This window comes from Pseudomonas sp. Q1-7 (assembly GCF_028010285.1).
In the GTDB taxonomy this organism is placed as follows: domain Bacteria; phylum Pseudomonadota; class Gammaproteobacteria; order Pseudomonadales; family Pseudomonadaceae; genus Metapseudomonas.
Map to the genome: position 1 here is coordinate 3,510,630 of NZ_CP116304.1, position 12,348 is coordinate 3,522,977.

Here is a 12,348-nt window from a genome sequence, read left to right on the forward strand (position 1 = left end):
CGCGGGGCAACTACAAGGGCACCCTGAACCTGTACTGGATGCCCCACTTCGCCACCACCCGTATCGATGAGATCGGCGGCGCGGACATTCGCCGGGGGGCGCGGAAACGTCCTGGACCTAGCCCGGAGTCCGGCGCAATGCCCGCGACAAGATGGCCAGCGTGATGGAGTCGGCCCGGCATTATGGGGCTAATCGACCGGAATCCGGTCAAGGCGATCGCCAGGCCGCGCACGCAGAAGAAGGTGGTGGCCCCGTTCACCCGGGAAGAAGCCGAATCCATCATCGATCTCTCTACCAGAAGCTGACGGGGCTCACCCGCATCTATACCTGCTACTTCGAGTTCGCCTTTTTCACCGGCCTGCGGCCCCGGCGAGCAAATGGCCCTGCGCTGGAAGGAGGTCGACCTCAAGGCAAGGAGCGTGCACATCTGCCGGGTCGTGGTGAAGGGGCGCTCAAGGAAGGGGCGAAGACGAAACAGGAGAGGCACGTGCTGCTGAAACGCAGGGCGCTGCATGGGTCGCGGTAGGGATGGCAGTTACCTGCCACCCCCCGCACAGATCCGTACGTGCGGAACTACCGCATACGGCTCCTGCCTCGGGTATGTGACGCGAAGCGATCCTCAGGGTACGGGTGTGCATTCTTTGGGCTGGGTATGTAGTGATCTGTGAGCAGTCCGAAACGAGACCATTGCAGCCGATTTCTCTGGCTGCGTCGCCCGAGTGCCTGGCGCCAGTACCGACAGATAGCCTTCCTGAATCCACTGAGACGCTTCAGGTTTCCTGGCACCGCGTGGTAATTGAAATATCCACTCACTACCCGATTGAGCCACTGCCCTTGAGCCCGGACGGGCTCATGACGTCGGCGTTGTAGTTCATCCCGGATAGCCAGCAGCGTCGCACGCATCCGCTTCTTCACCGTCAGTCGCAGCACTTGGAAGTCGCCGTTTCTTTTGGTGCTACAGCAGTGCGTGAACCCCAGGAAGTCAAAAGTCTCCGGTTTGCCCAGCCCTCGCCGCCGGCGTTTGCCTATGGCAAAACGACCAAATTCAATCAGCCGTGTTTTCGCAGCATTGAGGGATAGACCAAACCTGGCCAGGCGTTCCTGCAACTGCGCCAGGAACTGCTGAGCCTGCGATTGCTTCCTGAAACCCACCACGCTGTCGTCTGCATAGCGCACAACAACCATATCGCCACGGGCATGCCGGTGGCGCCACTGCCTTGCCCACAGATCCAGCACGTAGTGAAGATAGATATTCGCCAGCAACGGCGATATCACCGCGCCTTGGGGGGTACCCTTCGTCGCGGCCACCCTACGGCCATTCTCCATCACACCCGCTTGAAGCCATTTGCAGATAAGCCCGAGCAGGCGCCGATCTGCAACCCGGTGTCCCAGAAACATCAGCAGCCACTCGTGATCGATCTCATCAAAGAACGACGTGATGTCCGCATCCAATATCCAGTTCACCTTCTGGCTCTTGAGCGCGACCGTCAACGCATCCAGCGCATCGTGCTGGCTACGTCCCGGTCGAAACCCATATGAGAACCCGAGAAAGTCTTCTTCATAGATCGCATTCAGAACGGTAACGACCGCCTGCTGTACGATCTTGTCCTCCAGAGAGGCAACACCCAGCGGACGCTGTCTGCCGTCGGCTTTGGGAATATAGACCCGCCGTGACGGCGTTGCCCGGTAGGCCCCACTGTGGAGCCTTGCGTGCAAGGTGCTCAGCCGCTGGAGAAGACCTTCCTCGTACTCTCGCCACGACATGCCGTCCACGCCCACCGCTGCATCGCGGCGCAGGGCATAGAAGCTCTGCGCCAATAACTGCGGTGTGATGTGGTGCAGCAATGCCGTGAATTGCATGCCCTTGTTCCTTCGGGCTGCTTCACGTACACCTTCAAGTCCCATCGACGCGCAACTGATCCGGCTCAGTGTCCGGGGCGCGGGGGGCCTGTCGGTGTTTCCCTTGGCTACGTCCCTTTCCTCCACCATCTCCGCTGGGGCAAGCCCGTTGTTCGATGGCTTCTCAGGTACTACGGACGTATCCGACTTCTCAGCGCCGTAGACAGCAGGGTTACGGCTTTTGGCCTTTCCTGTTCCGCCCGGTGCTGGCGCACCGGGCACCGCTGAGATCTCCCAGTTTCTGTGTGGAGGACTTCCCGACGTGCACAGGGTCTCCGACCGCGCGGGATCAGAGCATGACTGGCGGATAACGCCATGCTCCGTATGGCCTTCTGCTTCGCTTAAACAGCATCGGCATCCCGGATTCCTGATTACGCGGCTCAATGGCTGGCCCATCGGTTTCCCCTGTCAACGCTTCACCCTGCACCTCGCGGTGCAGCATGCATGACTCGGGGTCTGGTTGATTCGCTATTTCTTACCAGTATCGAACTTTCATCGACTATCCTCCGCCAGCTTTAACTGGCGCACTAAGCGTCCAGCCAAGTCACCTTCCGAACTCCAGCATTAAGGGTGATGGTGTCCGCGTATTTCTTAGCGGACAGATAGCCCTTATCGCCGGGATTTCCATGCGCCAACGAAGCTCTTACCCCAAACCGTTCAAGGCCCAGGTTGTTCAGGAGTGCCTGCAACCCGGCGCACCGTCTCCAGCGTTGCCATCAGCCACGGCATCAATGCCAACGTCATTCGCAAGTGGCTGCCGCTTTACCGAGATCATCTGGCTGGCCGCGCGGCGCTTGAACCAGGGCAAGTTTCACTGGCCAGGCATCCGGCACGGCTCGGAAGTCGAACTCGACACCGAGCAACTTCAGGCTTTGGTACTGGGTCTACCCTGGCAGCGGGTCGGTGCAGCCGGCGCGACCACAGTGCTGTAGCACCTGCCATTAGCCCATCGGTTTATCTCCGCTGACCGCCTGCTCTGGCACAATCAGCGGCATGACTGCCTCGCCCAACCTCGACCAACTGACCCCTGACCAACTGCGTGCACTGGCCGCGTAGTTGCTCACGCAGGTCGACCTGATGGGCAAGAAGATCCACCGCGACCAAACGGTTATCGAGAACCTCACCCACGAAATCGCCATCCTCAAGCGGCACAAGTTTGCCAAGCGCAGCGAGCAACTCAGCCCTGACCAGGGCCGCCTGCTGGATGACCTGCTCGACACCGACATCGTGGCCATCGAGGCGGAGCTGAAAGCGGTCAATCCGCCGGCTGCGCCGACCGAAACACGCCAGCAGCCCAAGCGTGCAACGCTGCCACCGCAGCTCCCGCGCACCGTGATCCATCACGAACCGGACAACACCCAGTGCGCCTGCGGCTGCCAACTGCTACGCGTGGGTGAAGACGTCAGCGAAAAGCTGGATTACACGCCGGGCGTGTTCACCGTCGAACAGCATGTGCGTGGGAGATGGGCGTGCCGCCAATGCGAAACGCTGATCCAGGCGCCGGTGCCGGCGCAGGTGATCGACAAGGGCATCCCCACCGCCGGCCTGTTGGCGCACGTGATGGTGGCCAAATTCGCCGACCACCTGCCGCTGTACCGGCAGGAAAAGATCTTCGGCCGTGCCGGCCTGGCCATCGCTCGTTCGACGCTGGCGCAGTGGGTTGGGCAAACCGGCGTGCAGCTCCAGCCGCTGGTCGATGCCCTGCGCGAAGCCGTGCTGGCCCAACGCGTGATCCACGCTGACGAAACCCCAGTACAAATGCTCGCGCCGGGAGAGAAGAAAATCCATCGGGCTTACGTCTGGGCCTACAGCACCACGCCCTTCGCCGATCTGAAGGCCGTGGTCTACGACTTCAGCCCCAGCCGTGCCGGTGAGCATGCGCGCAATTTTCTTGGCCAGTGGAATGGCAAGCTGGTCTGCGACGACTTCGCTGGCTACAAGGCCGGCTTCGAGCAAGGCATCACCGAAATCGGCTGCATGGCTCACGCCCGGCGCAAGTTCTTCGATCTGCACGCGGCGAACAAAAGCCAATTGGCCGAACAGGCCCTGCGCTCGATCGCTGGGCTGTACGAAGTCGAACGCCAAGTGCGCGACATGAGCGATGAAGAGCGCGAGCGAATACGCCAGGAACAGGCTTCACCAATCCTCGACGCGCTGCATGCCTGGATGCTGGCTCAGCGTGAGCTGGAAAACCAGCAAATTGGTACGAAATAGGTACAGGAAAAATAGTTATTCCCCTCTAGGCCGCGCTATCCGTAGCCCCTGTTGGCATCATGCGACATTTCCTTATGAGCCCGACCTGGCCGGTCCATCGATTGCAATCGATCGGCCTTGCGTGCACTGGCGAACAGACCAGCTTTGCTAATGAACGCAAGAATGTGGCATGGGAGAACGCCGCACTCATCTCATACCCATCGGAATACCGTGTGCTGCAGGGTAAAGTGGGTGACTACAGTGGCCAACCGGCTTCTCGATAGCATCCCGGGCAAGGAGCGCGCCAGGATCCTCGATCATTGCGAACTGTCGGACCTTGTCTTCGGCAAGACGCTATGCGACGCAGGCCAACCATATAGTCACGCCTATTTCCCGCTTACCGGCTTCATCTCCCTGGTGGCGAAACTGGACAACCACCGCCCCCTGGAAATCGCGCTGATCGGCAGTGAAGGTATGTTGGGTGTGACCCTCGCGCTTGGCGTTCACAAGGCGCCAACCCGTGCAGTAGTGCAAGGCGCCGGCAACGCCCTGCGTATCACCTCCGCCCACCTTCGGCGCGAACTACACGAGTGCCCCCACCTGAAACGCAGTTTGAATCGCTACCTCTACGTACTGATGGCACAACTGTCACAAACGGCCGCCTGCAGTCATTTTCATGAGATCCAGCCACGCCTGGCACGCTGGCTGCTGATGACCCACGACCGCGCGCAGGCCGATCACTTCTGTCTCACCCACGAGCTTCTCGCCGACATGCTCGGTGTGCGTCGGAGCGGCATCACCGTGGCCGCTGGGGCGTTGCAGCAGAAGCACCTCATCCACTACAGCCGCGGAAAGATCACCATTCTCGATCGAACCGGACTCGAGCAAATCGCCTGCGAGTGCTACGACGAGGTGACGGACTGCTACAGCAAGATGCTTGGCTGAGCCGCTCCTCCTTGCGCCCTGACGAGCAGCAGGTGTCGGAAGATGAGGCCGCGGACGACCCCAGTCTCGCCCTCTCAGTTCGCACTCAGGGTCATGAGGATGTCGGCATACCAGGTGCAATTGAGTCCCAGCGCTTCGTCTTGCACAAGGTCCCGGCTGCCCATATCGAGGCGCGCCGAATGAACGCCGAGCAAGATCCAGGGCAGATCCTCCGAGTTCCTGCAATCATCCGGCATCCGCATCACCACCGGCGCGCCGCTTGTGCCGCGGTGGGTGCGCGCGTCGGTGAGAAAATAGCCCTGTCCCTGGAAACGCAGCCCGAACGAAGAAGCAACAATGGCATGCCGCACCACCGGCATGTGATGCAGGTGGTCGTGGAATCCCAGGGGAAATCCCACCACCAGCAGAGCAGTGCCGACCTCAATCAAGTCGCTGGGAGACTGCAAGTGCTTGGGTGTGAAAGCGTTGTAAACCATCGCCTTCGGCAATGCCGAGCGCTCGATCTCGATCAGCGCGACATCGACACCACCTGCCGTATCCCGTCCTTGGCGCCACAGGCTTTTGCCGTCACGATACAGCGGCACGGAGAAGCCGCATGAACGCGCCATATTGTGTCGATCGGTGTGCAGTTCGATTTCGAGGCGATCAGGGAAATGTCGGCTCGGCGTATCCAAGACCACATGCCGGCTGGTCACCAGGAATAGGCGCTCGCCACGCGAGAAAAAAAGCCGCTGGCATTGGTCAGCAGGCGTGGCCCGGCATAGGTGCAGATGTGCACGGTGCTCAGCAGCAGTGGCTCGATTACCGACATTGCATACACTCCATTAGCTCGCGTCCCTGGGTCCACTGCGGCGGCCGGGCAACTGGCGGTACACCTGTCGGGAATCTGGCCAGCAAAGCCCTCCGACGCCTATGGAGTTGGGCAGGATGCCGACCGGTGACATCTGGCCCGTGCGTCATTGGAAAACAGTTGTGCCTCCCAAGAGCATCCGCCTTATCGAGCCAGTTGGCTACGGCCAGCAGCTTCAGGCCGGTCGACAAACTTCGAAGAGCGGTTACTCAGGACTGCCATTCATTAAGGAGTATCTACTCAGCCATCTTTTTTGAGGCCGCAAGCTGTCTACTTCCCTACCGAGTCGATAGTGTCCCGGCGCTATGTGATGGGGACGCGCGCCTCGGCAGAAATCTCGGTCTTCAGCAATGAAGGGTTTATCGGCAAGGCAGTGTTCATGGGCGGCGAAAGCCCCCGCCGAGCCATAGTACAGAACGCCTCCCACGCCAACTTACTGCAAGGTGTGCGATTGAAATCCGAGATCGATCGCCATGGCGAATTTTTGCAGCTGATGCTGCGTCATACCTAGGCGCTAATTACGCAGATGGCACAAACCGCAGTCTACAACCGGCACAACTCAATCGACCAGTAACTTGTCGTTATTTGTTACTGTCATTGAATCGCTTGCTGACGACCTGACAATGACCCAAGAACTGATTGCAAAAATGCACGGCATATGCCGCGAGGAGGTCACCGACGATGCCGTTGGAAAATTAAAAAACTAGCCGTAATCGAATAGAACCGCGGACGCATTACGGTAATTGACTATCCGAAACTAAAGGCGCTGAGTTGCGAATACTATGCCGTGATCAAGAGGGAGTCATATGGATGCGAAGTAACAAGCTTCACATCGTTACCAAGGAACACCCTGCAAAAATTGGCGACCAATACCTTGCAGGCTTCATCCTATACGCAAGCGAATCGTTCGAAGAGTGCGCAATCATGGATTTAAACCACGATCAGTATGCAGGAGAAACTGTCACATATTGAATTTTCTTACCCCAAGGAAATGACGCATGGTAATCATATTTCCCTTCTGAAAAATACACATCATATCGACTATCCAAGCCATTGTACGACTCTTTCGCAATGACTCTAATCCTTTCAGCACCTATACTTTTTATTGTCCCCAGGAAATTATCAAGGAGCATCCCTTCAGCTAGCCCTAGCGCCACCCAATTCTGCGGAAACTTATCCGATCTAAACTTAATCGATACAACCTTCCCGCCATCTGACATTTCAGCAGAAAACTTATCAAGGATTTCGTATGTCCTGCAGCCGGCACCACCCACTTCTACTGGAGCAATACACCGACCATATTTCATTACCTCCGAAGAAGAAGTAATCATTAGCTCTACCCCAAATGGGAGAGTATTTAGTTCGGTGCTTGCCTGCTGAGCCAATGCTGCCCCAGAACTGCTCAGGATTACCAAGACACCTAGAGCGATTATCTTCTTCATAAATATCACAAAACCTTGACTGACCAAAGAGCCTACCGATATGAAACCAAGAATTTCGGATCGACAGATTTCAGGTCATTATAGTTCGCGCATGACTGAGACACCGGAATTTCAGCTATTTTTCTCATACTCACGCTGTATAGACCAGATTTACTAGGTCACCATCACGCTTCGATATAACACAATACCTATCTTGAAAAGCAAGAAAATGCAGAAACCTCACTTATTCACTATAAGTATCAAGCACCTACAATTCACTGCCGTACGCCCAATGAAATATGGCATGGCAAACAGACACTTGAGTTTGTCCGGAGAACAGTCCAATGACTAGGCAGCAAGCCAGACCTCGTGTTCGCGCATTACGAACGTGCGGCCTTCGACGTTTCAGCCGGCGACACAGCCCTGACTTCGCTTCGACGGGATCGCAAAAAGAGCCTCCGCGTCGGCCGCCATCCCTGCCCGATTCGCGACCACGGGAGAGTGGGCAAACGATACCGCCAATCAGCGCTTACGTGATTAAGAGCCACGACCCGATTACTACCTCGCCCACCTGATTCGTAGGTTGTGTGTCGCAACATCACCGCAATCACGTACCCACATCGCATCTACGCCACAGTAGGTTGCCTTCCTGAAACCTGCAGGCTAGAGTGCGCCCGTCGTGGTAAATCCCACGGCCGGGTGTGGTAGCCCGATTACACGAAGGCGCGGCTGCGTCATATGCGAGAGCAGGCTCAATCGAGAACTTGCTGCATTCTCGCGCACCTATGGCGGCCGTGTGAGGCGGGCTTCGGCCTGTCCGGCGTTCCTTCGTGAGCCGGTCTACCACCCTTGCACGGTCCGCCTCCATTCGTGTGGTAGCGAGTGGCGTGCGGCTCCTTAATGTCACGAAGGAGCATAAGGAAAATGCGCTACCTCCTTTTTACCCGAGAGCTCCGCCTTGGGATTCTGGTCTTGTTCACCTCTGTGCCGGAGGTGCGCCATGGCTGAGTTCGAAACCTGCGTTGTTCCCTTCCCACGGCGACCAAGCCCGCTGCACGAATCCGAACGCTCTCCCCTTCCCGCCGAGGCTGCGGCCGAACTGCGCGCAACCATGCTCGGCAATTTGCTGGATCAGATGGCCGGGCCGGATGGCCTTCAGCCGGAGAATCTGCGCTTACGAGTTGCGGCCTATTCGGCCCAGGATCTGCTCGACGAGATGGTCGTGCTGTTTCGTCGTGCGCTTTCTGAAGCGCGAGGAGGTGCCCGATGAGCGAGGGCATCATGACTTGCCTCCCGCCACACGACGGCCATCCAGGCATGGAGATCATCTGGGCCGCGGACTGCCGGCAGGCATTCAATCAAGGCGTGGGACTGGCCCAGACTTGGCTCGACAACGCTCGAAACGGATGGCTTTGGGCGATCATGATTGCCGAGCGCGATCTCCTGCCCTGTGCAATGGAAAGGCGTGCTTTCGAGGTCGGCTTCCTGAGCCGCATTCAGCAGCGGCTGTGTTCGCTGCAGCGCAATGAGCAACGGGCCAGGGATCTGCCTTTGACGCTGTAGGCTAGAAGCTCGAGCCGGTTCAGCCGGCTCGAGCTTTCTGCCTAGCGATGGGCTTTCTTGAGAGACACGCATTTCCTCTCCGGCCCATGGGCCTGCGCGCTTCGCTTGCCGTCCGTGCCACATGAACGTCCGGAGGGCGGTCTTGCTGTTTCCCTTCACCCTATCACGGCGTTCTCGCCGTCAAGGGCTGCGCGTGCGGAGCACGCTTGCGGCCAGGCCGGCTTTCGCCCCCTGACTGCTGCGCTGCGCCGTGCTGGTCCGGGATCGGGCAATTCCGCCCGAGTAACCGGAGAACGACCATGTCGCAACCTATTCCAGCTATCGCCGCTACCCTGCTCGTGCGTGACGACCAAGGTTGCTATCTGCCGGCATCTGCCGATCAGATCCTAGAAGCCGCGCGCCAGGCCATCGATTGCAAGCTGCAGCGTGGCGCCAGCTTCACTTCGCCGGATGTGGTCAAGGACTATCTTCGCGCCAAGCTGGCCGGCTACGAGCGCGAGGTGTTCGCCGTGCTGTTCCTGGATGCCAAGCATCGACTGATCCAGTACGTCGAGCTTTTCCAAGGCACCATCGACAGCACAGCGGTGTATCCACGTGAGGTCGTCAAGGAAGCTCTGCGCCTGAATGCAGCTGCGGCGATCATCGCTCACAACCACCCCAGCGGAAATCCGGAGCCCAGCGAAGCGGACAAGTCGATCACCCGGCGCATCAAGGAAGCACTGGCGCTGGTGGACGTGCCTACGCTGGATCACATCATCATCGCAGGAACCCGGTCAGTCTCCTTCGCGGAGCATGGGCTCATCTGAGCCAAGGGGGCCTGGCCCCCTTTCTTGCAAGGCGGGGATCAGTTGATCACTTCGGACACGGCTTCTTCGCGAGCGGCCAAACTCACGCTCCAATGGCCACCGTTTTCCTGAACAAGCTGCAACAGGTCGTAGGTCTTGATCATGTCGAGCAGGCCCGAGTGGCCGTATGCGCTGGGCGAGAATGCTGGATCAGTTCGTTTCAGGTATTGCCCCAGGGCGCTCAGGGTGACCTTGCCCTCGCTGGTTCTGGCGGCGAGCAGCGACACTGCATCGACAACGAACCTCGGTCTGCGTTTGACCGCAGGCTTTGCGGGATCAGGCTTGGCAGGTTCGGTCTTCGGACCGGCGTCAGGCTTGGCGGTAGGTTTCTCGGACTGCTCTGCGGGCTCTTCGGCGTGCTCGTCACGACTCCACTCGAAGAACTGATCGCTTGCATTCCGAAGTGCGGCAGGTGTCTTGGACTCACCGACAATGCAGACCGTGGCGCCCCGCTCACGAAGCTTACGGCAGAGATAGGCGAAGTCGGAGTCGCTGGTGACCAAGCAGAAGGTGTCCACCCGATGATCGAAAAGTGCTTCCAGGGCATCGAGCGCCAGCGCGATATCCGACGTGTTCTTGTAGCCCAAAGAGAGGGAAGAGTCGATCCGTGAGCCACAATGAATCACGAATCAGACGATGCCGCGCCCTCAAATTCCATCAGTATGGCCTCTATCACCACGCGAACCTTGGCGGTATGACGCAGGTCGCCGTGAGTGACCATCCAGACCTCGTAGGGGTGGCTGCGCGCGCGCGTGGGCCAGACGCGGACCAGGCCATCCCGTTCGCCCATGTACAGGGGAAGCTCACCCACGCCAAGGCCGGCGGCAATGGCGTTCCGAACCATGACGCTGGAGTTCACCGCGGTAACGATTCGGCCAGAGGCGGCCGACTCGTCCACCAGGGTCACGTCGCGGCCTTCGGCCAAGTGGGGCTCGTACATCACCAGGTCGTGCCCCAGGAACCCGTTGCCGGGCTCGGGGATGCCATGGACCTCGAGGTACCCTGGCGAGGCGAACAGCCCCATGGGCCAACTGGCCAGGCGCCGTATCACAAGGTCCGGGTTGTCCGGCTTGAGTGTGCGGATGGCGATATCGGCTTCACGGCGAGCAAGGTTGAGCAAGTCCGATGAGCTGTTGAGATTGACCCGCACATCCGGATAGCGGGCGTGCACACGCGCCATGGCCGGGATCACGAAATCGACGGCCAAGGAGTCGGTGGTGGTCACCCGCACTTCGCCAGAGAGCGCCTTGTCACGCCCCTGCGCCCGCCGCACCAGCTCAAAGGCTGCGGTTTCCATACGCTCGGCCGCTTCCAGAATGGTTTCCCCTACCCCGGTCAACTGGTAGCCGCTAGAGGTACGCAGGAACAAGGTCGAACCGAGCGCCTGCTCCATGGCGGCAATCCGCCGGCTCACCGTCGCCTGGTCCACGTTCAGTTCCCGCGCGGCGCCACGCAGCGTCTGCTGCCGGGTCACCGCCAGGAACACTCTTGCATCGTTCCAGTTCATCTCGTCTTCCTACTGCTGCATTCCTGCAAACAGGCCTTGTGAAAACACTGCGCGACGGTGCCGGCCCCACGCCGCTACGATTCTCGGCATCTCCCTTCATCGAGGTTCGCGCCATGCACAATCCCCCAATTCCCCAGCATATGACTGCCATCGAGATCAGCCAGCCCGGCGGCCCTGAGGTGCTGCGTCCCGCCCGCAGGCCCACGCCTGTGCCGCAGGGTCGCGAAGTATTGATTCGGGTCCGGGCTGCCGGCGTCAACGGCCCCGACGTGCTCCAGCGCAAGGGCCTGTATGACCCACCGCCCGGCGCTTCGGATATCCCCGGCCTGGAGATCGCCGGTGAAGTCGTGGCCTTGGGTGATGGCGCCAGTCACTTGCGAATCGGCGACCAGGTGATGGCGCTGATCCCAGGTGGTGGCTACGCCGAATATGCCGTCGCCGACGAGCGCAATGCCCTGCCGCTGCCGAAGGGACTGGCATTCACCGAGGCTGCCGCCCTGCTGGAAACCTTCATGACCGTTTGGACCAACCTGTTCCAACGAGGCCAGTTCAAGCAGGGCGACAGTGTGCTGATCCACGGCGGCGCCTCCGGCATCGGCACCACCGCTACCATGCTGGCGCGCGCCTTCGGCGCCTCCACTGTAATCACCACAATCCGGAACGAAGAGCAGCGCCAGGCCAGCCTGGCCCTGGGCGCCGACATCGCAATCAACTACCAGGCCGAGGACTTCGTCGAGGCCGTGCTGGCCGCCACCGCTGGCAAAGGGGTGGACGTGGTGGTCGACATCATCGGCGGCGACTACGTGAGCCGGAACTACCAGGCCGCTGCCATGAACGGACGCATCGTACAGATTGGCCTGCTGAAAGGACCAGCCCGAGAAGTCGACTTGTTCCCGATGCTGACCAAGCGTCTCACCCACCTCGGCTCCACCTTGCGTTCACGCAGCCACGAGGAGAAGGCTGCAATCATGGCGGAGCTGCAGACTCACGTCTGGCCGCTGGTCGAGTCGGGTCGGATCAAGCCCCGGATCAGCGCCACCTTTGACCTACGGCGCGCCAGCGACGCGCATCGCCTGCTCGACAGCGGCGGGCACATTGGTAAGGTTGTGCTGACAGTCTGATCCC

At 59.6% G+C, this 12,348-nt stretch carries 10 protein-coding genes and 3 pseudogenes; 8 read left to right on the top strand and 5 right to left on the bottom strand.

Going from position 1 to position 12,348, the window contains the following annotated elements; all coding sequences use genetic code 11:
• Positions 1-573 precede the first annotated feature (573 nt).
• Positions 574-1,860, bottom strand: coding sequence for a group II intron reverse transcriptase/maturase (gene ltrA / locus PJW05_RS16150; RefSeq protein WP_442969167.1), 1,287 nt, complete (start codon positions 1,858-1,860; stop codon positions 574-576).
• A 665-nt stretch (positions 1,861-2,525) separates the two neighbouring features.
• On the opposite strand from ltrA, the gene tnpB reads away from it, so the two are divergent.
• The 3 genes and pseudogenes from tnpB (at position 2,526) to PJW05_RS16165 (ending at position 5,037) form a co-directional block, all read left to right on the top strand.
• Positions 2,526-2,831, top strand: coding sequence for an IS66 family insertion sequence element accessory protein TnpB (tnpB, locus tag PJW05_RS16155; protein ID WP_271408019.1), 306 nt, complete (start codon positions 2,526-2,528; stop codon positions 2,829-2,831).
• A 124-nt stretch (positions 2,832-2,955) separates the two neighbouring features.
• Positions 2,956-4,086, top strand: a pseudogene (tnpC, locus tag PJW05_RS16160) (IS66 family transposase); the annotation flags it as partial.
• Between the two features lie 267 nt (positions 4,087-4,353).
• Positions 4,354-5,037 (top strand): Crp/Fnr family transcriptional regulator, encoded by a 684-nt coding sequence (locus PJW05_RS16165; protein ID WP_271408020.1) that lies wholly within the window; start codon positions 4,354-4,356, stop codon positions 5,035-5,037.
• A gap of 74 nt (positions 5,038-5,111) precedes the next feature.
• Here the strand turns inward: PJW05_RS16165 and PJW05_RS16170 are convergent, their stop codons facing one another.
• On the bottom strand, positions 5,112-5,711 hold the full coding sequence (locus PJW05_RS16170) for a trypsin-like peptidase domain-containing protein (RefSeq protein WP_271408021.1): 600 nt from the start codon (positions 5,709-5,711) through the stop codon (positions 5,112-5,114).
• A 429-nt stretch (positions 5,712-6,140) separates the two neighbouring features.
• On the opposite strand from PJW05_RS16170, the pseudogene PJW05_RS16175 reads away from it, so the two are divergent.
• Positions 6,141-6,821 (top strand): annotated as a pseudogene (locus PJW05_RS16175) (Crp/Fnr family transcriptional regulator).
• A 7-nt stretch (positions 6,822-6,828) separates the two neighbouring features.
• On the opposite strand, the gene PJW05_RS16180 reads toward PJW05_RS16175, so the two are convergent.
• Complete coding sequence (locus PJW05_RS16180) at positions 6,829-7,329, bottom strand: hypothetical protein (RefSeq protein WP_271408022.1); 501 nt, start codon at positions 7,327-7,329, stop codon at positions 6,829-6,831.
• A 979-nt stretch (positions 7,330-8,308) separates the two neighbouring features.
• Here PJW05_RS16180 and PJW05_RS16185 point away from each other — a divergent pair.
• From PJW05_RS16185 to radC, 3 genes are all read left to right on the top strand, one after another.
• The gene (locus PJW05_RS16185) at positions 8,309-8,578 is read left to right on the top strand and encodes a hypothetical protein (RefSeq protein ID WP_271408023.1); all 270 of its coding nucleotides are present in this window, start codon (positions 8,309-8,311) and stop codon (positions 8,576-8,578) included.
• Entirely contained in the window at positions 8,575-8,871 is a 297-nt protein-coding gene (locus PJW05_RS16190) for a LasR-specific antiactivator QslA (protein WP_271408024.1), read from the top strand. Before PJW05_RS16185 ends, PJW05_RS16190 begins: the two co-directional genes overlap by 4 nt.
• A 299-nt stretch (positions 8,872-9,170) precedes the next feature.
• Positions 9,171-9,677, top strand: a complete 507-nt coding sequence (radC, locus tag PJW05_RS16195; RefSeq protein WP_271408025.1) for a RadC family protein — start codon at positions 9,171-9,173, stop codon at positions 9,675-9,677.
• 38 nt (positions 9,678-9,715) lie between these two features.
• Here the strand turns inward: radC and PJW05_RS16200 are convergent.
• Both PJW05_RS16200 and PJW05_RS16205 read right to left on the bottom strand, forming a co-directional pair.
• Positions 9,716-10,294, bottom strand: a pseudogene (locus PJW05_RS16200) (NYN domain-containing protein); the annotation flags it as partial.
• Between the two features lie 44 nt (positions 10,295-10,338).
• Positions 10,339-11,223: a LysR family transcriptional regulator gene (locus PJW05_RS16205; RefSeq protein WP_271408026.1), complete on the bottom strand. Its 885-nt coding sequence runs from the start codon at positions 11,221-11,223 to the stop codon at positions 10,339-10,341.
• A 140-nt stretch (positions 11,224-11,363) separates the two neighbouring features.
• Between PJW05_RS16205 and PJW05_RS16210 the strand changes: the two genes are divergently transcribed.
• Positions 11,364-12,344 (top strand): NAD(P)H-quinone oxidoreductase, encoded by a 981-nt coding sequence (locus tag PJW05_RS16210; RefSeq protein WP_271412236.1) that lies wholly within the window; start codon positions 11,364-11,366, stop codon positions 12,342-12,344.
• The last annotated feature ends 4 nt before the right edge of the window (positions 12,345-12,348 follow it).

Bases quoted from the DNA above. Each gene is read 5' to 3' on its own strand.
- ltrA (WP_442969167.1), bottom strand. From the start codon at position 1,860: ATGCAATTCACGGCATTGCTGCACCACATCACACCGCAGTTATTGGCG.
- tnpB (WP_271408019.1), top strand. From the start codon at position 2,526: ATGCGCCAACGAAGCTCTTACCCCAAACCGTTCAAGGCCCAGGTTGTT.
- PJW05_RS16180 (WP_271408022.1), bottom strand. From the start codon at position 7,329: ATGAAGAAGATAATCGCTCTAGGTGTCTTGGTAATCCTGAGCAGTTCT.
- PJW05_RS16185 (WP_271408023.1), top strand. From the start codon at position 8,309: ATGGCTGAGTTCGAAACCTGCGTTGTTCCCTTCCCACGGCGACCAAGC.
- PJW05_RS16190 (WP_271408024.1), top strand. From the start codon at position 8,575: ATGAGCGAGGGCATCATGACTTGCCTCCCGCCACACGACGGCCATCCA.
- radC (WP_271408025.1), top strand. From the start codon at position 9,171: ATGTCGCAACCTATTCCAGCTATCGCCGCTACCCTGCTCGTGCGTGAC.
- PJW05_RS16205 (WP_271408026.1), bottom strand. From the start codon at position 11,223: ATGAACTGGAACGATGCAAGAGTGTTCCTGGCGGTGACCCGGCAGCAG.
- PJW05_RS16210 (WP_271412236.1), top strand. From the start codon at position 11,364: ATGACTGCCATCGAGATCAGCCAGCCCGGCGGCCCTGAGGTGCTGCGT.